The sequence below is a fragment of the Kingella bonacorsii genome, from assembly GCF_016623605.1.
In the GTDB taxonomy this organism is placed as follows: domain Bacteria; phylum Pseudomonadota; class Gammaproteobacteria; order Burkholderiales; family Neisseriaceae; genus Kingella_B; species Kingella_B oralis.
This window is the reverse complement of sequence record NZ_JAEHNZ010000001.1, coordinates 119427-141985: the sequence shown is the minus strand read 5'-3', so window position 1 is coordinate 141985 and position 22559 is coordinate 119427. Positions and strand designations below refer to the sequence as shown.

The following is a 22559-nucleotide window of genomic DNA, read 5'->3' as shown; positions in this document are numbered from 1 at the left end:
TGATGCGGAACACATTCGGCAGCCTGAAACGCAGTTGCGCGCAGCCCGAACGGCTTACGCCATCAAACCGAGGTGTTCCAACAGGATAAACGTGCCGATGCCGATGAGCACGATGCCGCCGAACAGCTCGGCGCGTTTGCCGATAACGCTGTCTAACACGCCGCCCAGCTTGATGCCGATGACCGCCATCAGCGTGGTTGCCGAGCCGATGGCCAGCGCGGTGAGCCAGATGTTCACCTCCAAAAAGGCAAGGCTCACGCCCACAATCATCGAATCGATGCTGGTGGCGACGGCGGTGATGAGCAGCAGCCATTTGGAAGGCATGGCGGCTTGTTTGTCGGCTGCGCTGCCGTCCGCTTCGGCTTCGTCTGCGGGCGACAGGCTTTCGCGTATCATTTTGCCGCCCAACACCAGCAGCAAGCCGAATGCAATCCAGTGGTCAAAGGCTTCGATAAACGGGGCGGCGATGATGCCTGCGCCGTAGCCGATAAGGGGGGTGAGCGTTTCGACGATGCCGAAGGTGAGTGCGATTTGGGCTACTTGCGCGGTGCGGAGTTTGCCGCTGCTGGCACCGCGCGCAATGGCGGCGGCGAATGCGTCGGCAGACATGCTGAATGCGAGCAGAGCGGTGGCGAGTGGGTTCATGTTAAACGGTATGATTGTTTTGGCAAAAGGCGCGGATTATACCGTTTTTTGTAATGGGCAGCCTGAAAACGCTTGCGCCCTGCCCGCGTATATTGGAGCGGCAAGCCGTTGCCGCGCCATTCAGGTTTTCAGGCTGCCGATTGAAGTTTGTTAAATATCGCCCATTGTTTATTAAGCCTTGTAAACTGGGAGTGATTCGCGTATCGTTTGGGGTATTTTTCAGGCTGCTTGCGGGCGGCGCCTATTGAGGCAGCCTGAAAACCGCGGGCGCAAGTTGCATCCGGCCGCCCTATTCTATTATCAGCGCCTGTATTCATAAGCCGTGCGGACAGATTTTGCGGCGCAACAGCTGCCGCGTGAAAAGCAGATACGGGTTTTAATTTTCAGGCTGCCTGTGGGGCGTGTGCACCATTAACCTGCCCTTGCCGCGCCATTTCAACTTCAACTTCTAAGGAAACCATCATGAGAATAGCCATCCCCAAAGAATCCCTAAAAGGCGAAACCCGCGTTGCGGCAACGCCTAACACGGTTGCCCAGTTGCAAAAATTGGGCTTTGAAGTGGCGGTAGAACGCGGCGCAGGTGTGGCGGCGGGCTTAACCGATGCGGCGTTTGAAGAAGCGGGCGCGGTGTTGGTGAACGCGAAAGACGCTTGGTCTGCGCCGTTGATTTATAAAGTGAACGCGCCCAGCGATAAAGAAATCAATCGTTTACACGAAGGGCAAACGCTGGTGAGCTTTCTTTACCCGCGCCAAAACGAAGAGCTGGTGCAAAAACTGAACGACAAAAAAATCAACGTGCTGGCGATGGACATGGTGCCGCGCATTTCGCGCGCGCAGGCTTTGGACGCGCTCTCTTCCATGGCGAACATTTCGGGCTACCGCGCGGTGATTGAAGCGGCGAATGCCTTTGGCCGCTTTTTCACAGGGCAAATCACCGCCGCAGGCAAAGTGCCGCCCGCGCAGGTGCTGATTATTGGCGCAGGCGTGGCAGGCTTGGCGGCGATTGGCACGGCAAACTCGCTTGGCGCGGTGGTGCGCGCGTTTGACACCCGCTTGGAAGTGGCGGAGCAAATCGAATCCATGGGCGGCAAATTCCTTAAATTGGACTTTCCGCAAGAAAGCGGTGGCTCGGGCGATGGCTATGCCAAAGTGATGAGCGAAGAATTTATCGCCGCCGAAATGAAGCTGTTTGCTGAGCAAGCGCGCGAAGTGGACATCATCATCACCACCGCCGCCATCCCCGGCAAGCCCGCGCCTAAGCTGATTACCGCCGATATGGTTGCCAGCATGAAAGCAGGCTCGGTGATTGTGGATTTGGCGGCGGCAACGGGCGGCAACTGCGAATTAACCAAACCCGGCGAATTGTTCGTTACCGACAACGGTGTGAAAATCATCGGCTACACCGATATGGCAAACCGCTTGGCAGGGCAATCATCCCAGCTTTATGCCACCAATTTAGTCAATCTCACCAAGCTGCTCTCGCCCAACAAAGACGGCGAAATTGCGCTGAATTTTGAAGATGTGATCATCCGTAATATGACGGTTACGCGCGATGGCGAAATCACCTTCCCACCGCCAGCCATTCAAGTTTCCGCCGCGCCGCAACAAGATAAGCAGCCTGAAAAAGCGGTTGCCAAGCCCGAGCCTGCGCCTGTGCCCGCATGGAAGCGCGTTGCGCCTGCGGTGATTGCGGCGGCGTTGATTTTGTGGGTGGGCGCGGTGGCTCCCGAAGCCTTCTTGCAGCATTTCATCGTGTTCGTGCTCTCTTGCGTGATTGGCTATTATGTGGTTTGGAATGTGAGCCATTCGCTGCACACGCCCCTGATGGCGGTTACCAATGCCATTTCGGGGATTATTGTGGTGGGCGCGCTGTTGCAAATTGGCGCAGGCGGCGTGGTGTCGTTCTTGGCGTTTATTGCCGTGCTACTGGCGAGCATCAATATTTTCGGCGGCTTTTTTGTTACGCGCAGAATGTTGAATATGTTTAGAAAAGGGTAAAGCGGCGTTTTCAGGCTGTCTCATGCAATCGCAAATGCTCATCTGCTATTTGCCAACATTTAGAAGCAGCCTGAAAACCCAAACCCATTTATTCCATCCATTAAATCTAAATCTAAAATCTCGGAGACCAAACAATGTCCACAGGATTAGTAACCGCAGCTTATATTGTCGCTGCCATCTTATTTATCTTCTCGCTGGCTGGCTTGTCCAAGCAGGAAACCGCCAAGCAGGGCTGTTATTCAGGCATCGCGGGCATGGCGATTGCGCTGTTTGCCACCATTTTTGCCGACAACGTATCAGGCTTGGGCTGGATTATCATCGCCATGCTCATCGGTGCGGCGCTGGGCATCTACAAAGCCAAAAAAGTGGAAATGACCGAAATGCCCGAGCTCATCGCCTTGCTGCACAGCTTTGTGGGCTTGGCGGCGGTGTTGGTGGGCTTCAACAGCTTTATTGACGCAGGCAGCGTTGCCGAAGAAATGCACACCATTCACTTGGTGGAAGTGTTCCTCGGCATTTTCATCGGCGCGGTAACGTTTACTGGCTCGCTGGTCGCCTTTGGCAAATTAAACGGCAAAATCAGCAGCAAGCCTTTGAAACTGCCACACAAACACAAGCTCAACCTAGCCGCGCTGTTGGTGTCGTTTGTGTTGATGTTGGTGTTTGTGGGCGCGAACGGCAGCTGGTTCGCCCTGATTGTGATGACCGCGATTGCGCTGGCGTTTGGCTGGCATTTGGTGGCTTCCATCGGCGGCGCGGATATGCCCGTGGTGGTGTCCATGCTGAACTCATATTCAGGCTGGGCGGCTGCGGCAGCGGGTTTTATGTTGTCTAACGATTTGCTGATTGTTACCGGCGCGCTGGTGGGTTCCAGCGGCGCGATTTTGTCCTACATCATGTGCCAAGCGATGAACCGCTCGTTTATTTCTGTGATTGCAGGCGGCTTCGGTACCGACGGTGCGGCGGCAGCATCGGGCAGCGAAGAAGTGGGCGAGTACCGCGAAGTTTCGCCCGCGCAAGTGGCTGAAATGCTCAAAGGCGCTGGCAGCGTGATCATCACCCCTGGCTATGGCATGGCGGTGGCGCAGGCGCAATATCCTGTTGCTGAGATTACCGATTTGCTGCGTAAACAAGGCGTAACCGTGCGCTTTGGCATTCACCCCGTGGCTGGGCGTTTGCCTGGGCACATGAATGTGTTGCTCGCCGAAGCGAAAGTGCCCTACGACATCGTGTTGGAAATGGACGAAATCAACGATGATTTCCCCGAAACCGATGTGGTGCTGGTCATCGGCGCGAACGACACGGTGAACCCTGCCGCGCAAACCGACCCCAACTCGCCCATCGCAGGCATGCCTGTGCTGGAAGTGTGGAAAGCGAAAGAAGTGGTGGTGTTCAAGCGCTCCATGAACACGGGCTATGCGGGCGTGCAAAATCCGCTGTTCTTTAACGAAAACACCGTGATGTGCTTTGGTGATGCCAAAGGCACGGTGGATGAGATTTTGGCAGAGTTGAAAAAATAACGCTGCGCCATCAGCTGCAAAAGGCAGCCTGAAAACGAGTGAAATGCGTTTTCAGGCTGCCTTTTTTAGTTGGGCGATTTTATTGCTTGGCATGACGATATGGGTTTGCGCATTAAGGCAGCCTGAAACCTTGGCAACGTTGCAGCAAACGGCGCGGCGAAGGTTTGCCACCAAGCGGCGGATGAAATCAGGCTGCGTTTTCTATCGGGCAAACTGCGCCATTTTGTGTTTCAGGCTGCCGAAACGCGGGGGCAATGTTTGGGCAGCCTGAACGGGTTTTGCGCGTGGGGTGCAGGGGCTTGCCTCTGCTCGTGGCAGGCGGCGAAACGCCTGCGCGGGCAAAAGGTCAGCTCCGCTTAAAGGCACAGCCTGAAAACGAGCAAAGCGCGTTTCTGCAAAGTAAAAACAGCCGCCAAACACGTTTTCAGGCTGCCTTTGGGCTTGGATGGCGTGGGGTGCGATTGGCTGTTGTTGCCATGATTGAGGCAGCCTGAAATCTTTGCCGAACCTGCAAGCCACGGAGCAGCGGCGGCTTGCCGACAGTTTGCCGAATAAACAGCACCGCCCTATTCCGTACAACCATTTGGCGAGCCGCCGCTCCGTTTTAGATTTCAGGCTGCCTTTTTTTGCTTTAAAATCGCGCATCTATCTTCCATTCCCGTTTTCAGGCTGCCTCAACCGCCATCCAAAAGGAATCCCAGCAAATGCTCACCGCCCAAAATCTCAATTTCCATTATGACAGCCGCCAAGTGCTGTACAACATCAACGTAGAACTGCCCGCGGGCAGCATCACCGGCTTAATCGGGCCCAACGGCGCGGGCAAATCCACGCTGATGCGCTGCATGGCGGGGCTGGAATGCCCCAGCAGCGGCGAAGTGTTGCTCGGCGGCAAGCCTATCTTGGCAAACCCGCGCGCGAGCTTCGCCCAGCTCGGCTATCTGCCCGACATTTTCGGCTTGCCCGAAGGCTTATCCGTTATCCAATGCCTAACCTACGCGGCAAAATCGCGCGGCGTATCCGATGGCGATTTGGCGCAAGCGGTGGGCAGCACGGTGCAGCTTTTGGGGCTGGCGGATAAGCTGTATAGCCGCGTGAGCAATTTGTCGCGCGGGCAAAAGCAGCGCGTGGGCATTGGGCAAGTCATCATCCATCGCCCCAAATTTTTGCTGCTGGACGAGCCGGCCAGCGGGCTTGACCCCGAAGCGCGGCACGAGCTGTCGCTTTTGTTGTTGCAACTGCAACGCGATGGGATGACGATTTTGGTGTCCAGCCATATTTTGTCGGAGCTGGACGAATATTGCAGCCACATGCTCGTGATTAAGCAGGGGCGGATTCAGGCGTTCCAAGCCCTGCACGGCGAAGGGCAGCCTGAAACGCAAACGGTGCGCCTGCGTTTTGCTAACCGCACGGCGGCGGAGCTGGCGGCGGCGGTACGTGCGTTGGCGGCGGTGCAATCGGCAGAAGCCATCGGCGATGCCTTGCACGTTGTCTTGCCTGCGGGCAATTTGGCGTGCGCGGCTTTACTGCGCGATTTGGTGCAGCGCGAATTGCCTGTGTGTGCGCTGGAACGGGTGCGCACATCGTTGTTGGAAAGCTATCAAAACACGTTGAATATTCAAAGGGATAAACTATGAACACGCCAAACATCAAAACGCCCAAAATTTGGGTGAACGCCGAATTTCAACGCCTGCTGTGGCTCAATTTAAGCTGGGGCATGATAGCGGGCGTGGCGATTATTTACGCGCTGTTTGCCTTTGCCAAATACGAATACCGCGCTTGGCACGACCATTTGGCAAGCATTGGCGGCATAGGCTTAATGCTTTCTGCCGTCGCAGGCTTTGTGTTGGTGGAACGCAGTCTGAAAAACGATATTGCCGCCAACGCCTTTGACCAGCTGCGGATGTCGGCATTATCGCCCTGGCAAATGACGTATTCGCGCATCATCGCCGCGCCCACCGTGGCTTGGGCGGGGTTTGTTATCGGCTGGCTGATGGTGGGCTACGGCGTATTTTTAGACAACCATCGCAGCACAACGGCTACTGACGCGGTGTGTTTGCTGCTGATGATGCCGTTTTGCGCGTGGGCATTTGCCTGCGTGGTGCTTGCCAATGCGTTGCAGTTTGGGCGTGGCAATCGGCAATATTCGGGCGCGGTGATTCAGCTGATTTTGGCGTTTGTGGTGTGGAGTGTGTTTATGTCGGACAGCGTTGATGCGATGCGCGCTGTTTTTCCGTATGACCTTGAACGCCAGCAATACACCAACCCATATTATTCTATTGACGATGTGAGCACGCCGTTTGCGCTGCTGATTTCATCCGTTATCACGGCTTTGCTTGCTAGCCTAGCGGTGCGCGCGATTATGGCGTGGAAGCTGCATTTGCAATCGCCGCGCTTTACCCTGTTGCTGCTGGCGGTTGCCTCGTCCGTTGTGTATTTTTGGGCGGCGGATAAAAATGTGCTGCTGTTTTTGCTGGCACAGCACTATGCGCTGCTGGGCTTTGTGTCGCTGGTAACGCAAGATAATCGCCATTTTGGCAAATGGAAAAGCTGGCGCGAAATGCCCGTGTGGCTGGTGGCGTTGCCGCTGGCGGTTGTGGCTTCCGCGCTGCTGGGCGGCGGGGCGTTGCTGGCGCCGTTTATGCAGATTTTGCTGTTTGCCGCGATTGCCTTGCTGTGCAGCAATATTTTGTCGCTGCGCTATAACGCGATTACGCTGGCGTTGTCAGTGTTTTTGCTGCTGCGCGGGCTGTGGGCTATGCTGTCGTAAGTGTAGGCAGAGGCAACCTGAAAACGGGTTGTTAAAACGTTTTCAGGCTGCCTCTCGCGTTTATCAAAAGGCAGCCTGAAAACAAAATGGAGCATCGGCGGCTCGCCGACATCTTTCCAACCAGTAAAACCTTACTCAACACCGCCCTTTGGCAACAAGCCATCGCCACTTTAATTTTTAGGTTTCAGGCTGCCACTCATCCCCAACTCAACCCAAAGGAATCCCCATGCCCTCCCCCGTTATCCAAACCGCCCTCGCCCACCGCTCCATCCGCAAATTCAAACCGCAAGCCATCGCCGCCGACACCCTGCGCAGCGTGCTATCAGCGGGGCAAGCCGCGTCGTCGTCCAGCTTTATGCAAATCGTCAGCATCATCCGCGTGAGCGACCCTGCCATCCGCGCGCAAATCCGCCCCATCTGCGCCGCAGGCGGCAAAGGCGGGCAAAGCTATGTGGAAACCGCGCCCGAGTTCATCGTGTTCTGCGCCGACACCACGCGCTATGCCCACTTCGCCCCCGATGCCCAGCTGGATTGGACCGAAGTCTTGCTGATTGGCGCGGTGGACGTAGGCATCTTCGCGCAAAACGTGCTGCTCGCCGCCGAAAGCATCGGGCTGGGCGGCGTATTTATCGGCAGCATCCGCAACGATTTAGCCCGCGTGGGCGCACTGTTAGGCTGCCCGCAAGGCGTGGTGCCGATTGTGGGGCTGTGCTTGGGTTATCCCGACCAAGAGCCGATGAAACGCGAACGCTTGCCGCTGGATGTGATTTTGTCGGAAAACCGTTTTCAAGCTGCCTCTGCTGCCGATTTGCAAGCCTACAACGACAACGTGCAAGCCTATTACCGCACGCGCGACGGCGTAGCGCAAATGGACTGGGCGCAACAAATCCGCAACCAATTTTGCCACGAGGTGCGCCCCGATTTGCTGCGCTATTTGCAAGCGCAGGGCTTTGCCAAACGATAGACAGCCTGAAAAACAATATGGGCGGCAACGCTCCATCGTTTGCAGGTTTTGTCAAAGTTTCAGGCTGCCTCATAGCAACAGCATCAGCCCAAACAAAGGCAGCCTGAAAACGTCTCAAACATCGTTTTCAGGCTGCCTTTATCACTTCATCACTTCAATCAACCGCGTGGTTTACGCTGGCATCTCACCGCAGGCTCCACCGCCACAGGGGTCAATTCGCCTTGCGCCCCCACCTCAAACACGTTCACGCCGCAACTGCGCCCTTTGCTGCCCACTATCTCATAATCATGCCCCGCCTGTGGCACAAACGAAGCCATATTGGATGAACACGATCCTTCGTGCTGGATAATCGTGTGCGTCTCGGTGTGCAGCGTGTTGGTTAAGCCGATGTAAAACGTTTGCGCGTTCACAGGCTTGCCCGCAGGAATCGCAAATTCGCGGAAAAACGCACGCGATGCCAGCCCGTTCATCTTGCCCACATTTTTGCTGATTTCCGTTTCAGGAATGCCTATGCTTTGGCTGCTGGATGCGCCCACCAGCGAGCCAAACGCATCGCCCAGCGAGCCGCCCACGCCGATTTTGGTGCCTTTGCGGTTGCTGTCGCAATCAATATTGGTGTAGGCATAGCTGGGCTTGCCGTTTTGCCCATACAGGCGAATCCGCGCTTGGCTTTGGCTGTCGTATCCCGCAGACGATTTTTGATGCACAGGCGCATTGCTGGTGCAAGCCGCCAGCAAAACAAGGCTGGATAAATAAAGTAGCTTCATAAAATTTCCTTTGTTTACAAGGTTCAACATCATTTCAGGCTGCCTCATGTACACACAGAGGCAGCCTGAAAACTTATTGCACAGTATGCGCTACCACGCTCCCATCCGCCCGATACAACACAGGCGCGTGATTATTTTCCACCACATCACGCGTAACCACCACCTTCGCCACATCTTTCAAATCAGGTAGCGCATACATCGTCTCCAACAACACGCGCTCCACAATAGAACGCAAGCCGCGCGCCCCCGTTTTGCGTTTCATCGCCAGCGCCGCGATTGCCGCCAGCGCATCGGGTTCAAATTGCAAATCCGCGTTTTCCATCGCAAACAAGGCTTGGAACTGCTTCACCAGCGCGTTTTTCGGCTCGGTCAAAATCCGCACCAACGCCGCCTCGTCCAATTCCGCCAAGCTCGCCAACACAGGCAAACGCCCAATCAATTCGGGAATCAAGCCGAATTTAATCAAATCCTCGGGCTCAACTTGGGCAAACAGCTCGCTGATATTCGCGTTGTCATCCTTGCTGTGCACCTGCGCGCCAAAGCCAATGCCGCCCTGCTCCGTGCGCTGGCGAATCACCTTATCCAAGCCCGCAAACGCCCCGCCGCAAATAAACAAAATGTTAGACGTGTCCACGCTGATAAATTGCTGATTCGGATTGCGTCGCCCCCCTTGCGGCGGCACGCTGGCAATCGTCCCCTCCACCAATTTCAGCAACGCCTGCTGCACGCCCTCGCCCGACACGTCGCGCGTAATCGACGGGCTGTCGGACTTGCGCGAAATCTTGTCAATCTCGTCAATATACACAATGCCGCGCTGCGCCTTGTCCACATCAAAATCGCAGTTGCCCAGCAGCTTGGTGATAATCTGCTCCACATCCTCGCCCACATAGCCCGCCTCCGTGAGCGTGGTCGCATCCGCCATCGCAAACGGCACATTCAATTTGCGCGCCAACGATTGCGCCAACAGCGTTTTGCCCGAGCCCGTCGGACCAATCAGCAACACATTAGATTTAGACAACTCCACATTCGCCAGCTCCGCCTTGCCGTTTTCAGGCTGCCGCAGCCGCTTGTAATGGTTGTACACCGCCACGGCAAGGGCTTTTTTCGCCGCATCCTGCCCGATGACATGCTCGTTCAACTGCGCCACCAACTCGGCAGGCGTGGGCAGCGGTGCGTTATCCGCCGCTTCTTTTTGGATGGTTTTCTCGCCCGAAGCAGGCGCATCCGCCAACATTGCCGCGCATTCGCTCACGCATTCGTTGCAAATAAAAGCGTTGTCCTCGCCCTCAATCAAATGTTGCACTTCGTCTTTGTGTTTGCCGCAAAAGGCGCATTTTGGGGTTTGTTCAGTCATAAGTTCGGTTAGATTGTGTTAAAAAATAGCCGCGCAGTATAACAGCCCAGCCTAGAAAAAACCATTTTATAGTCGCTCCACACAGCCTTATAGCGCGTTGGCTCTTGCGCTTTGCGAAATGGTTTGTTGCCAAATCGCAGATTTGGACAAAGCCAGTTTTGCTGTACTACTTGTCTTGTATGATTTGCGGCTTGCCGCCTTGTCTAAGGCTGTGTGGAACAGCTATATAACTCCGCTTTGCTACACAGGCTGCCTTAATCCGCTTCCGCTGATTACATTGAGGCAGCCTGAAAAACAAAATCCTGCCGCATCGCTGCAACAGGATTTTTCTATTCAACAAGCATTAAGCCATTGCTTTAACTTTTGCTGACAAACGGCTTTTGTGACGAGCCGCTTTGTTTTTATGGAACACACCTTTATCAGCGATGCGATCCAAAACTTTGGTGCTTTCACGGTAAACGGCTTGTGCCGCCGCTTTATCGCCCGCTTCAACCGCTTTCAACACTTTTTTAACCGCAGTGCGAAAAGCAGTACGCAAACTTGCGTTGTGTGCACGATTTTTCAAAGATTGACGAGCACGTTTGCGTGCTTGTGCGCTATTAGCCATGTAGTTACTCCTAAAATAAAATCAAAGGCAGATTGGTAAAACGCGCCATTTTAAACAGCAAGCCATGCAAATGCAAGCATTTTCACGCTCAGCAAAGCAAGGCGGCAGCCTGAAAATCCGCCCAAGCCACCCCGTGCAATCCGCGCCACTTGCGAACAAGCATTCTAATAATTTTCAACACAATGCAAAATACTGTTAAAATAACGCACTACAATTTTAAAACACGTTTGCAAACGCAAAAACCATGTCTTACCAACAAGCCAGCATTCCCGTTCCCGAAAGCCTTGCCGAGCTCTTGTCCGATGCCCTAATGGAACACGGCGCGCTGTCCGCCGCCATTGAAGATGCCCTTGCCGGCACAGAAAACGAACAGCCCATTTTTGGCGAACCCGATATGCCGCAGCAGCAAGTGTGGCAGCAAAGCCTGATTATCGCCTTGTTTGACGAACACGCCGATGTTGCCCGAATCATCGCCAACACCGCCGCCAGCATCCCCATCCAACCGCCCGAATACAGCTTGGAAACACTGGAAGAGCAAGACTGGGTGCGCCTTACCCAATCGCAGTTTGACCCGATTAAAATTTCCGACCGCCTGTGGATTACCCCCACATGGCACGATGCCCCCGATGCCCGTGCCATCAACCTGCGCCTAGACCCCGGTTTGGCGTTTGGAACGGGCAGCCACCCCACCACCCACCTTTGCCTGCAATGGCTGGACAATAATTTGCGCGGCGGCGAATCGGTTTTGGATTACGGCTGCGGCTCAGGCATTTTAAGTATTGCCGCATTGAAGCTGGGCGCAGGCAGCGCAACAGGCGTGGATATTGACCCGCAAGCGATTAAAGCCAGCAACGACAATGCCGCGCAAAACGAAGTTCAGGCTGCCTTTTATCTGCCCGACGGCTTGCCGCAAGGGCAGTTTGATGTGGTGGTTGCCAATATTTTGGCCAACCCGTTGCGCATGCTCGGCGATATGCTCGCCAGCCGCACCCGAACAGGCGGCAGAATTGTGTTATCCGGCATCTTAGAAGAACAGATTGACGAGATGAGCGCGATTTACGCGCAATGGTTTGACCTCGCCCCGGCTATTGTGAACAACGGCTGGGCGTGCATCACCGGCACCAAACGCTAAATTCCCCTTTCAGAGTACATTTATGAGCGAAGTTAAAGTTAAATGCCCCAAATGCAACCATATTTCGGTGTTGGATAGTGTTGATTTGAACAAAACGCAAGGGCGTGCCGTGTGTTCGTCTTGCAACCATATTTTTCAGCTAGTGAAAAAAAGCAAAAAAGCGCAGCAACCGAATGGCAAGCTAGATGCCAAACCCACAGAAAAAGCTGCGCCACAAGCGCAAGCCAATACAACCAAACCCACCGCACCCAAAAAAGAAACAGAAAAAAAAGCGGCATTGCAAGGCGAAGTGTTAGCCAAAGAAAAATCGACAGCCGATAAACTGCGCGAGCAAACCGCCAAATCGTTGGATGCTTTTTTCAACGACCATGATAAAAAGGAAACCACCGCGCCCAAAATCGCCAAAACAGTTCACGAAATCAGCAAGCAACAACGCCATGAACAACGTCCACTGGAATACCGCGTGCCACGTGCCGATGGCATGGCACATACCTTTGCCGAAGTAGGCAACGGCACCGCTTTTTCCTTGCTTGACCGCGACAGCATCAGCAGCCAACTACCGCAAATCGCCATGAAACCCGCCGCCAAAAACAGCAAAACCACCGCCGTAAGCGAAATGCGCACCGACGGGCAACAAAACAATATCACCATCCACACCGACAGCCTTGTGTTTACCCTGCTGGGCGACGGGCAAGGCGGCACCGGCATAGCACCCGTTGCCGCGCCCAACACGCTTGCGCTCGGCAATCACGCGCCCACCATTCCGCCCACAAAAAACGATGTTACGCTTTCCCCCAGCAGCGAATTTAACTGGATGGCTGCGTCCATTGTCGCGCTGATGGTGTTGATTATGCAGCTGTTTTACTGGGTGCTGGATATTCGCTAGCCCTTTCACTATTCAAAGCAGCCTGAAAATCAACTTTCAGGCTGCTTATTTGCTTTTTTACTTTGTCTCATCCTATTTTCAGGCTGCCTTATGACTGCGCGCAAACGTTATCTGATTCTTACCATCCTGTTTTCATTGCTCTTTATCGCATTATTGCTAACCGGCAGCTATCTGGTTCACATCGGCAGCAAGCAATTTGGCGTGGCGGCGTTTTTGTTTGCCTTTGGTGCAGTGATGGGGCAATTTACCAGCCTTGCGCTGTATATCCGCCAAATCTCGCGCGAGCAGCTGGCCAAGCAAAATGCCAACAATAAGGCAGCCTGAAAACGATGGCACGGCGGTAATTCGCCAATATCTTGCCAACCAGCAAAGCCCTGTTGAACACATCTGGGTTTCAGGCTGAAATCTTTGCAAAAACCCAACGGCAGACTAAGATTTAAAATGGAACGGTGGCGGCTCGCCACCAAATGGCTGATTAAACAGAGTATTACTGTTTTGCCAAGATGTCGGCGAGTCGCAGACGCTCCATCGGTTGTGGGTTTTGCAAAGGTTTCAGGCTGCCTATTGCATTGCGTTAAGGCAGCCTGAAAACGAGTACACCCCCCGCCATTCAACCGTTTTCAGGCTGCCTCATGCCGCCCAACAAGGAAAACCATGCTCTCCCAAATCGTTCTCGCCAGCAACAACGCAGGCAAACTGCGCGAATTCGCCGCCCTGTTTGCCGCGCACCGCATCCAAATCCTGCCACAATCCGCGTTCAACACGCCCGAATGCGCCGAGCCTTACGGCACCTTCGTTGAAAACGCGCTTGCCAAAGCCCGCCACGCCAGCCAACACAGCGGCTTGCCCGCCCTTGCCGACGACAGCGGCATCTGCATCAACGCGCTGGGCGGCGCACCGGGCGTGCATTCCGCGCGCTATGCTGGCGAGCCCAAATCCGATGCCGCCAACAACGCCAAAGCATCCGCCGAGCTCGCGCCCCATGCTGACAAATCCTGCTACTACGTTTGCGTGCTGGTGCTCGTGCGCCATCCCAACGACCCGCAGCCCATCATCGCCGAGGGCATTTGGCGCGGGCAATGGCAGCCTGAAAGCGCGGGCGAACACGGCTTCGGCTACGACCCGCATTTTTATCTGCCCGAACACGGCTGCACCGCCGCGCAACTTGCGCCCGCAATCAAAAACCAAATCAGCCACCGCGCCCAAGCGTTGCAAATCTTGTTAGACAAGATTCGGGCAGCCTGAAAAACCATAGCGCAACGCCGAACAACAGGGCGGGCTTTGGCGCACACGGTTAGCAAACGACCGCGTAGCCCAAAGCCCGCCCTGTTTCTATTTTTCAGGCTGCCGCCCGTTCTTAACAAAACTTGTTGCTTTGTAAATTTTTTGTTAATATTTTCCCAGCCGCTTAAAAGCAAAACCATTCATGGCGGCGTTTTTCATAATTTTTCAAATACATACACAGAGGGCACGCTTATGAACCCCATGTACATCACATTCGGCTTATATTTATTTGCCGTGCTTGGAATCGGCTTGGTTGCCTATTTTTCCACCAAAAATTTTGATGACTACATCCTCGGCGGGCGCAGCTTGGGCGCGTTTGTCACCGCCATGTCGGCGGGCGCGAGCGATATGTCGGGCTGGCTGCTGATGGGCTTGCCGGGGGCGATTTACCTTTCGGGCTTTTCCGAAGCATGGATTGCCATCGGTTTAACCGTTGGCGCATATTTCAACTGGCTTTGGGTGGCGGGGCGGCTGCGCGTGCACACCGAATACAACAATAACGCGCTCACGCTGCCCGATTATTTTTACCACCGCTTCGGCGGCAAAAGCGTGGCGATTAAATTAAGCTCCGCATTTATCATCTTGTTTTTCTTTACAGTTTACTGCGCTTCGGGCGTGGTGGCGGGGGCGCGCTTGTTTCAAAGCCTGTTCCCCAATATGACTTATATGCAAGCGATGTGGCTAGGCGCGGGCGCAACCATTGCCTACACCTTTATCGGCGGCTTTCTCGCCGTAAGCTGGACGGACACGGTGCAAGCCACGCTGATGATTTTTGCGCTGATTTTAACCCCCGTGATGGTGTATTTAGCCGTGGGCGGCGCAGACCAAGTTTCCGCTGCGATTCAGGCTGCCACCGCCAGCAGCGGCACGCAATACAGCAGCCTGTTCACCGGCACAACCGTGCTGGGCATCATTTCCACCGCCGCTTGGGGCTTGGGCTACTTCGGGCAGCCGCACATTCTGGCGCGCTTTATGGCGGCGGAAAACGTGAAATCGCTGGTAAATGCGCGCCGCATCGGCATGACGTGGATGATTTTGTGCCTGCTGGGCGCGGTGATGGTGGGCTATTTCGGCATCGCCTACTTCGGCGCGCATCCCGAGCAGGTCGCCAGCATGCAGGGCAACCCCGAGCGCGTGTTCATCGCGCTGACCACGCTGCTGTTCAACCCGTGGATTGCGGGCGTGATTTTGTCGGCGATTTTGGCGGCGGTGATGTCCACGCTGTCGGCGCAGTTGCTGCTGTGTTCCAGCGCGATTACCGAGGATTTCTACAAAGGCTTTTTTCGCCCCAACGCCACGCAATCTGAACTGGTGTGGATTGGGCGCGGCATGGTGCTGGCGGTGGCAGGCATTTCCATCATCATCGCCGCCAACCCCGAAAACCGCGTGTTGGGCTTGGTTGCCTACGCTTGGGCGGGCTTTGGCGCGGCGTTTGGGCCGTTGGTAATTTTGTCGCTCACATGGCGACGTTTAACGCAAACGGGCGCACTCGCCAGCATGATTACCGGCGCGGTGGTGGTGGTGCTGTGGGCGGAAGCGGTCAATCCGCTGCTCAAACGCGCCGAGCTGCCCACGATGTATGAAATCGTGCCGGGCTTTATCCTTGCCACGCTCGTTGCATGGCTGGTTTCGCTGAACGACAAAACGCCCGAAGAAAATGTGTTGGCGCGGTTTGACCAAGCGCGCGATGCGTATAACCAAGCCAAATAGTGCAGAGGCAGCCTGAAACGTGTTGATGCGGTTTTCAGGCTGCCTTATTTGTTTAGGCTGGGGCGGGCGGATGGACTTGGGGCTTTGGGCTAGGCGTTCTATCGGTTTTGTTTGCATAAACGATAACCCCGATAGGCAGCCTGAAAAAGGGCGTAGGGTGTGCAACTTTGTTGCGCACGCTGTTTGCAAACAACCCAACCACGCGTAAACAAAACGGCAACGGCGCGTCGCCAAAAGCCATCCAGCCGCCAAATTCATTTTCAAGCTGCCTCAACCACCTGATGCAGCCTGAAAACAGATAAACAATTTACCCCCACAACGCTTGCCCTCCACCCCATTTTCAGGCTGCCTCAATTACTGCCACCCCCATGACCCAAAACGTCCTACTCCTACACGGCTTGCACATGACCGCCCTTGTGATGAAACCACTGGGCAACCGCCTCGCCGCCCACGGCTTCACGCCCCACTATTTCAGCTACCCCACCACCAAAGGCAGCCTGAAAAGCCACGCTATCGCCCTTGCCCACCACATCCAGCGCGAAAACATCCTGCCCACCCACTTCGTTGCCCACAGCCTCGGCGGCTTGCTGCTGCGCCAGCTTGCCGCCCTCCACCCCGAGCTGCTGCAAGCGCGCGCCGTAACTCTCGGCTCGCCGCATCAAGGCAGCCAAACCGCCCAGCGCGTCAAACAAATCATGCCGCGCATGCTCGGCGATTCATGGCAAAACGCGTTAGACGGCAGCCTGCCCAACCAGCCGCTGCCCATCGAATGCGGCAGCATCGCCGGCACGCTCTCCGCAGGATTGGGGCGGCTGGTAACCCAATTCTCCGAACCCAACGACGGCACAGTCGCCCTCGCCGAAACCGCCCTGCCCGACAGCCAGCAGCTGGTGGTGCCGTGCAGCCATTCGGGCCTGCTGTTTGACGAAACCGTCGCCCGGCAAGTCGCCCATTTCTTGCAACACGGGCGGTTCTTGCCAACGGCAGCCTGAAAAGCCAAAAGCCAAACCGCTCCGCCCGCCTTGCCGCCGCACCCTTTCAGGCTGCCCAACAGCCCACTGCGCGCCCAAGGCAGCCTGAAACGCAGTTTTCGGCATAGCCTAAACCATTATTCCACCCGATAAGGACACTCCCCCATGTTCCAATTCGCCCACCCCACCCAATCCCCCTTGCGCCAAGCCATCACCCAAGCCTATCGCCGCGATGAAACCGAAGCCGTAACCGATATGCTGCAACGCGCCCAAATGACCGAAGCCGAACGCGCCGCCGCCAGCGAGCTTGCCCGCAAACTCGTTACCCAAGTGCGCGCCAATCGCACCAAAGCCAACGGCGTGGATGCCCTGATGCACGAATTTTCCCTATCCAGCGCAGAAGGCATCGCCCTAATGTGCCTTGCCGAAGCCCTGCTGCGCGTGCCCGATGCCGCCACCCGCAATGAGCTGATTCAAGACAAACTATCAGGCGGCAACTGGCAATCCCATCTGGGCAACAGCCCATCGCTGTTTGTCAACGCATCCGCATGGGGCTTGCTGCTCACAGGCAAGCTCACCGCCCACAGCAGCGACACCCTAGCAGGCAGCCTGAAAAGCGTATTAGCCAAAGGCGGCGCACCGCTGATTCGCAAAAGCATGGACTACGGCATGCGCCTGATGGGCAAACAATTTGTCAGCGGGCAAACCATAGAAGAAGCCCTTGCCAACGGCAAAGAGCGCGAAAAAATGGGCTACCGCTATTCCTTTGATATGCTGGGCGAAGCCGCCATGACCGCCGCCGATGCCGAGCGTTATTTTCAAGACTATGTGAACGCCATCCACGCCATCGGCAAAGATGCCCAAGGCGCAGGCGTGTATGAAGGCAACGGCATCTCCGTCAAACTTTCCGCCATCCACCCCCGTTATGTTCGCGCCCAACACAGCCGCGTGATGAGCGAACTGTTGCCCAAGCTCAAACAATTATTCGTACTCGCCAAACAATACAACATCGGGCTCAACATTGATGCCGAAGAAGCCAACCGCCTAGAACTCTCGCTAGATCTCGTTGCCGCGCTGGTTGCCGACCCCGATTTAGCAGGCTACAACGGCATCGGCTTGGTGGTGCAAGCCTACCAAAAACGCTGCCCCTTTGTGATTGATTATCTGATTGACCTTGCCCGCCAACACAAGCAACGCCTGATGGTGCGCCTCGTCAAAGGCGCGTATTGGGACAGCGAAATCAAATGGGCGCAAGTGGAAGGGCTAAACGGCTACCCCGTTTACACCCGCAAAGTCCACACCGACATCTCCTATCTCGCCTGCGCCCGCAAGCTGTTGAGCGCGCAAGATGCCATCTTCCCCCAATTTGCCACCCACAACGCCTACACCCTCGCCGCCATCTACCAAATGGGGCAAGGCAAAGACTTTGAACACCAATGCCTATACGGCATGGGCGAAACGCTGTACGACCAAGTGGTCGGCGAACAAAACCTAGGCAGACGCTGCCGTATGTATGCCCCCGTTGGCACACACGAAACCCTGCTCGCCTATTTGGTGCGCCGCCTGCTGGAAAACGGCGCGAACACATCGTTCGTCAGCCAAATTGTTGATGAACACATCAGCCTAGACGAACTCATCCGCAGCCCATTTGAAACCATTGAGCAAGACGGCATCCAAGCCAATAGCCACCTGCCGCAGCCTGAAAACCTATACGGCGAAGCCCGCAAAAACTCGCGCGGCATAGATTTCGCCAACGAAATAGAGTTGCAACAGCTAGAAGGCAGCCTGAAAACCGCCTGCGCGCAAAGCTACACCGCCACATCGCTGATTAACGGCAAGCCCGTAGCCGATGGCGAAGCGCAAGCCGTGCGCAACCCCGCCGACCACAGCGACACCGTCGGCAGCGTAACCTTTGCCAACGCGCAAACTGCCACCGCCGCCATTGATGCCGCCCTTGCCGCGCAAACCCAATGGGCAGCCACCCCCGCCGCCGAACGCGCAGGCAGCCTGAAACGCTTTGCCGACCTGCTGGAACAACACACCCCCGCCCTGATGATGCTCGCCGTGCGCGAAGCAGGCAAAACGCTTGCCAACGCCCTTGCCGAAGTGCGCGAAGCCGTGGATTTCTGCCGCTACTACGCCCACGAAGCCGAACACACCCTTGCCAACCACGCCAGCGGCAGAGGCGTGATGATTGCCATCAGCCCGTGGAACTTCCCGCTCGCCATCTTCACCGGCGAAACCATCGCCGCGCTGGCAGCAGGCAACACCGTAGTCGCCAAGCCCGCCGAACAAACCAGCCTGATTGCCCACTATGCCGTGCAACTGATGCACCAAGCAGGCATCCCCGCCCAAGCCTTGCAGCTCGTGCTCGGCGCAGGCGATGTTGGCACCGCCCTCACCCAAGACCCGCGCATCGCAGGCGTGATTTTCACAGGCTCAACCGAAGTCGCCCAACTGATTAACCGCACCCTCGCCCAGCGCGAAGACTACCCCGTGCTGATTGCCGAAACAGGCGGGCAAAACGCCATGATTGTGGATTCCACCGCCCTGCCCGAGCAAGTGGTCGCTGATGTCATCAACTCCGCCTTTGACAGCGCAGGGCAACGCTGCTCCGCGCTGCGCATCCTTTGTTTGCAAGACGACATCGCCGACAAAACCCTCGCCATGATTAAAGGCGCGATGGACGAATTAAACGTAGGCAACCCCGTGTTACTGGAAACCGACATCGGGCCCGTTATCGATAGCGAAGCCCAAGCCAACCTCGTTGCCCACATTGAAAAAATGAAAAGCGTGGCGCGGTCGTACCACGAAGTCAAAATGCAGCCTGAAAACGCCGAACGCGGCACATTTGTCGCCCCCATTTTGTTTGAACTCAACGATTTGAGCGAACTCAAACGCGAAGTGTTCGGGCCCGTGCTCCACGTTATCCGCTACCGCAGCAACGAATTGCCCCAGTTGGTTGAACAAATCAACCGCACAGGCTACGCCCTCACCCACGGCATCCACAGCCGCATTGACAACCGCATCGCGCAAATCCGCAGCCGCATAGAAGCAGGCAATGTGTATGTGAACCGCAATATCGTCGGCGCAGTAGTCGGCGTGCAGCCATTTGGCGGGCACGGCTTATCGGGCACAGGTCCCAAAGCAGGCGGCGCATTCTATTTGCAACGCCTAAGCAGCCTGAAAAACTGGATTGCCCCCACCACCGAGCAAGGCTTCGCCCACGAAACCGCGCTCTACACCATCCAAGAGCTGCTGCCGCACATCCCGCTCACGCAGCCTGAAAAACGCCAAATTGCCGAAACACTCGGCACTGCCCGCGTGTTCAGCCTTGCCGACAGCAGCCTAGATTTGCCCAGCTGCACCGGCGAAACCAACCGCATCACATGGCAAGCCCCCGCCGCCGTGTGGCTCTACGGCGGCACGCTCGCCCAAGCCCTTGCCGCGCTTGCCGAAATCAGCGCGATGGGCAGCGTGGTAGTCGTCAACCCCGAGCATCCGCTTGCCGCCTACGCCAGCCAATTCATCGCCTACCTGCGCGTGGATGGCACGCCAGAGCAATCCGCCGATATAGATGCCGTGGTCGCCCTAGAAGCCCTGCCCAGCGCGCTCAAACAAACCCTAGCCGCGCGGCAAGGCGCCATCGTCCGCCTAATTGATGCCCGCGAAACACTCAACACCTTGCAGCTTTATCACGAAGTCTCATGCAGCGTGAACACCACCGCCGCAGGCGGCAACGCTAGTTTGATGGCGATGGGGGATAAATAGCGCGAGGTGGGCTTAACGCCGATTGCTGCGCGTATATGATTTTCAGGCTGCCTCTGTTTATCCAACAAAGGCAGCCTGAAAACTAACCCTAAGTAGGTCGGGCATTTATGCCCGATGTTTTTAGTTGTGGTGTATCTATAAAGATAAACAGGTTTGTGTTTGTCAGGCATAAATGCCCGACCTACAAACTTGCCACCCCCACCAAAGGCAGCCTGAAAACCAAAAATGGAGCGTCGGCGGCTCGCCGACATTTGCTGTTTGCTTCCCCGCATAGTTGATGACACCCGCACCCGTAGGGTGTGCAGCCCCGCTGCGCACGCCGTTTGCACACCTTGCCACATCCACCAAAGGCGGCCTGGAAAAGAGTTACTGCTTTGTGGTCGGCTTGGAGCGTAGTTTTAACCATGCGTCTCGTGCCGACGGGGCACTTCCTTTTCTTTGCTTCGCCAAAGAAAAGGAAGCAAAAGAAAGGCGACCCCGACGTGCAGGTCTGCTTCGCAGACTCCCCTCTCTCCGCATCCTTTTTTCGGCGCGTGCGAACTAACCGCGCTTTGCGCGTCGTCGGACAAGCGCACACTTGTTTCCGAAAAAAGAATGCTGCGTTCGGCTGGACGTAGGGGAAAGGGTGGCAGTAGTAAACGGATGTGATGGATTAGGCAGCCTGAAACCCAAATCTATCCAACAAAAAAACCGTTTGGCAAAACACCAAACGGTTTTCTTTTTTCAGGCTGCCCAATCCGCCCCACAAAGGCAGCCTGAAACCCCGCCCCATCTGTTAAAATCCCCCATCCACATCCATCCGCCCCGTTCAAAAAATGCACGAAATCAAATGCCCCCACTGCCACACCGCCTTCACCATCAACGAAGCCAGCTACGCCGACATCCTCAACCAAGTCCGCACCCAAGAATTCCAAGCCGAAGTGCATGAACGCCTCGCCCAAGCCCAAGCGCAAGCCAAAAGCGAATTTGCCGCCCAGCAAGCCCAAGACAAACACCAATACAGCCAAGCCCTCGCCCAAAAAGAAGCCCAAATCGCCGAGCTTGCCCACCAACTCGCCAACCACGAAAAAGACAACCAACTCGCCCTCGCCAACCTATCAGGCAGCCTGAAAAGCGAATTAGCCGAAAAATCCCGCCAAATCACCGAACTGCAAGCCCAAAACCAAGCCCTCGCCCAACGCATGAGCTTAGAACGTGAACTTGCCATCCGCGAAGCCCTCGCCGCCAAAGAACGCGAACTCACCGAGCTTGCCACCCAACTGCAACTGCGCGACAGCCAAAACCAACTCGCCCAAAACGCCCTGCGCGAACGCTACGAAATCCAGCTCAAACAAAAAACCGAAGAAGTCGCCTTCTACAAAGACTTCAAAGCCCGCCAATCCACCAAAATGGTCGGCGAAAGCCTGGAAGCCCATTGCGAAACCGAGTTCAACCGCATCCGCGCCACCGCCTTCCCCCAAGCCCAGTTCGGCAAAGACAACGATGCCGCCGGCGGCAGCAAAGGTGACTACATCTTCCGCGAGCAAGACGGCGCAGGCAACGAAATCGTCTCCATCATGTTTGAAATGAAAAACGAAAACGACGAAACCGCCACCAAAAAGAAAAACGAACACTTTTTCAAAGAGCTGGACAAAGACCGCCGCGAAAAAAACTGCGAATACGCCATCCTCGTCTCGCTGCTGGAAAGCGACAGCGAACTCTACAACGGCGGCATCGTCGATGTGTCGCACGCCTACCCCAAAATGTACGTCGTGCGCCCCCAGTTTTTCATCCCCATCATCTCCCTGTTGCGCAACGCAGGGCTCAACGCCCTCAAATACAAACAAGAAGCCGCCGCCATGCGCGAGCAACACATCGACATCACCAACTTTGAAAACGAGCTCGACGACTTTCGCGAAAAATTCGGGCGCAACTACCGCCTCGCCAGCGAGAAGTTTCAGGCTGCCATCAAACACATCGACGACACCATCCGCCATCTGGAAAAAACCAAAGCCGACCTACTCGGCGCAGAAAACAACCTGCGCCTAGCCAACAACAAAGCCGAAGAGCTAACCGTCAAAAAACTCACGCGCAAAAACCCCACCATGAAAGCCAAGTTTGATGCGCTGAAAAATAATCAACCCGATAACAGCGAGCAGGATTAAGCCCAAGCCAAAGGCAGCCTGAAAACCGTCCGCCCCCCA

At 55.8% G+C, this 22559-nt stretch carries 20 protein-coding genes; 14 read left to right on the top strand and 6 right to left on the bottom strand.

The annotated features are described in order from the left end of the window. Nucleotides 1-54: 54 nt before the first annotated feature. Entirely contained in the window at nucleotides 55-645 is a 591-nt protein-coding gene (locus tag JDW22_RS00730) for a manganese efflux pump MntP (protein ID WP_200520961.1), read from the bottom strand. Between the two features lie 462 nt (nucleotides 646-1107). Here JDW22_RS00730 and JDW22_RS00725 point away from each other — a divergent pair, with 462 nt between their 5' ends. Then, a complete protein-coding gene (locus tag JDW22_RS00725; protein WP_200520960.1) occupies nucleotides 1108-2643 on the top strand; it encodes a Re/Si-specific NAD(P)(+) transhydrogenase subunit alpha in 1536 nt (511 codons plus the stop codon). 134 nt (nucleotides 2644-2777) lie between these two features. Further along, nucleotides 2778-4163 carry a Re/Si-specific NAD(P)(+) transhydrogenase subunit beta gene (gene pntB / locus JDW22_RS00720; RefSeq protein WP_200520959.1) on the top strand — a complete coding sequence of 462 codons (1386 nt, stop codon included), beginning with the start codon at nucleotides 2778-2780 and terminating at the stop codon, nucleotides 4161-4163. Nucleotides 4164-4364: 201 nt separating this feature from the next. Here the strand turns inward: pntB and JDW22_RS00715 are convergent, their stop codons facing one another. After that, the gene (locus JDW22_RS00715; protein ID WP_200520958.1) at nucleotides 4365-4808 is read right to left on the bottom strand and encodes a hypothetical protein; all 444 of its coding nucleotides are present in this window, start codon (nucleotides 4806-4808) and stop codon (nucleotides 4365-4367) included. 59 nt (nucleotides 4809-4867) lie between these two features. Here JDW22_RS00715 and JDW22_RS00710 point away from each other — a divergent pair, with 59 nt between their 5' ends. The 3 genes from JDW22_RS00710 to nfsA all read left to right on the top strand — a co-directional run bounded on the left by JDW22_RS00710 (nucleotide 4868) and on the right by nfsA (nucleotide 7894). Further along, nucleotides 4868-5797, top strand: coding sequence for an ABC transporter ATP-binding protein (locus tag JDW22_RS00710; protein ID WP_200520957.1), 930 nt, complete (start codon nucleotides 4868-4870; stop codon nucleotides 5795-5797). Further along, a complete protein-coding gene (locus JDW22_RS00705; protein WP_200520956.1) occupies nucleotides 5794-6930 on the top strand; it encodes a hypothetical protein in 1137 nt (378 codons plus the stop codon). The genes JDW22_RS00710 and JDW22_RS00705 overlap by 4 nt, the downstream gene beginning before the upstream one ends. 226 nt (nucleotides 6931-7156) lie before the next feature. Then, nucleotides 7157-7894, top strand: coding sequence for an oxygen-insensitive NADPH nitroreductase (gene nfsA, locus JDW22_RS00700; protein WP_200520955.1), 738 nt, complete (start codon nucleotides 7157-7159; stop codon nucleotides 7892-7894). 158 nt (nucleotides 7895-8052) lie between these two features. Here nfsA and JDW22_RS00695 read toward each other — a convergent pair whose 3' ends face one another. Together JDW22_RS00695 and clpX are read right to left on the bottom strand one after the other, a co-directional pair. Then, nucleotides 8053-8661 (bottom strand): hypothetical protein, encoded by a 609-nt coding sequence (locus JDW22_RS00695; protein WP_235964648.1) that lies wholly within the window; start codon nucleotides 8659-8661, stop codon nucleotides 8053-8055. Nucleotides 8662-8734: 73 nt separating this feature from the next. Further along, nucleotides 8735-10015 (bottom strand): ATP-dependent Clp protease ATP-binding subunit ClpX, encoded by a 1281-nt coding sequence (gene clpX / locus JDW22_RS00690; protein ID WP_200520954.1) that lies wholly within the window; start codon nucleotides 10013-10015, stop codon nucleotides 8735-8737. Between the two features lie 118 nt (nucleotides 10016-10133). On the opposite strand from clpX, the gene JDW22_RS00685 reads away from it, so the two are divergent. Beyond that, nucleotides 10134-10385, top strand: coding sequence for a hypothetical protein (locus JDW22_RS00685; protein WP_200520953.1), 252 nt, complete (start codon nucleotides 10134-10136; stop codon nucleotides 10383-10385). Here the strand turns inward: JDW22_RS00685 and rpsT are convergent. Continuing rightward, nucleotides 10359-10622 (bottom strand): 30S ribosomal protein S20, encoded by a 264-nt coding sequence (gene rpsT, locus JDW22_RS00680; protein WP_003796408.1) that lies wholly within the window; start codon nucleotides 10620-10622, stop codon nucleotides 10359-10361. The genes JDW22_RS00685 and rpsT overlap by 27 nt on opposite strands. Nucleotides 10623-10866: 244 nt before the next feature. Here rpsT and prmA point away from each other — a divergent pair, with 244 nt between their 5' ends. The 7 genes from prmA (at nucleotide 10867) to putA (ending at nucleotide 20376) form a co-directional block, all read left to right on the top strand. Next, nucleotides 10867-11754, top strand: a complete 888-nt coding sequence (gene prmA, locus JDW22_RS00675) for a 50S ribosomal protein L11 methyltransferase (RefSeq protein ID WP_200520952.1) — start codon at nucleotides 10867-10869, stop codon at nucleotides 11752-11754. A 22-nt stretch (nucleotides 11755-11776) separates the two neighbouring features. Further along, complete coding sequence (locus JDW22_RS00670) at nucleotides 11777-12640, top strand: hypothetical protein (RefSeq protein WP_003796415.1); 864 nt, start codon at nucleotides 11777-11779, stop codon at nucleotides 12638-12640. Between the two features lie 90 nt (nucleotides 12641-12730). Continuing rightward, nucleotides 12731-12964: an NGO_0222 family membrane protein gene (locus tag JDW22_RS00665; RefSeq protein WP_003796416.1), complete on the top strand. Its 234-nt coding sequence runs from the start codon at nucleotides 12731-12733 to the stop codon at nucleotides 12962-12964. 330 nt (nucleotides 12965-13294) lie between these two features. Continuing rightward, nucleotides 13295-13885: an RdgB/HAM1 family non-canonical purine NTP pyrophosphatase gene (gene rdgB / locus JDW22_RS00660; RefSeq protein WP_200520951.1), complete on the top strand. Its 591-nt coding sequence runs from the start codon at nucleotides 13295-13297 to the stop codon at nucleotides 13883-13885. Nucleotides 13886-14116: 231 nt separating this feature from the next. Beyond that, nucleotides 14117-15634, top strand: a complete 1518-nt coding sequence (putP, locus tag JDW22_RS00655) for a sodium/proline symporter PutP (RefSeq protein WP_200520950.1) — start codon at nucleotides 14117-14119, stop codon at nucleotides 15632-15634. A 368-nt stretch (nucleotides 15635-16002) separates the two neighbouring features. Then, the gene (locus tag JDW22_RS00650) at nucleotides 16003-16626 is read left to right on the top strand and encodes a lipase family protein (protein ID WP_200520949.1); all 624 of its coding nucleotides are present in this window, start codon (nucleotides 16003-16005) and stop codon (nucleotides 16624-16626) included. Between the two features lie 144 nt (nucleotides 16627-16770). Beyond that, a complete protein-coding gene (gene putA, locus JDW22_RS00645; RefSeq protein WP_200520948.1) occupies nucleotides 16771-20376 on the top strand; it encodes a bifunctional proline dehydrogenase/L-glutamate gamma-semialdehyde dehydrogenase PutA in 3606 nt (1201 codons plus the stop codon). Here the strand turns inward: putA and JDW22_RS00640 are convergent. Next, on the bottom strand, nucleotides 20301-20627 hold the full coding sequence (locus tag JDW22_RS00640) for a hypothetical protein (protein ID WP_207748796.1): 327 nt from the start codon (nucleotides 20625-20627) through the stop codon (nucleotides 20301-20303). The genes putA and JDW22_RS00640 overlap by 76 nt on opposite strands. Before the next feature lie 564 nt (nucleotides 20628-21191). On the opposite strand from JDW22_RS00640, the gene JDW22_RS00635 reads away from it, so the two are divergent. Further along, entirely contained in the window at nucleotides 21192-22520 is a 1329-nt protein-coding gene (locus tag JDW22_RS00635) for a DUF2130 domain-containing protein (RefSeq protein ID WP_200520946.1), read from the top strand. Nucleotides 22521-22559 lie beyond the last annotated feature (39 nt).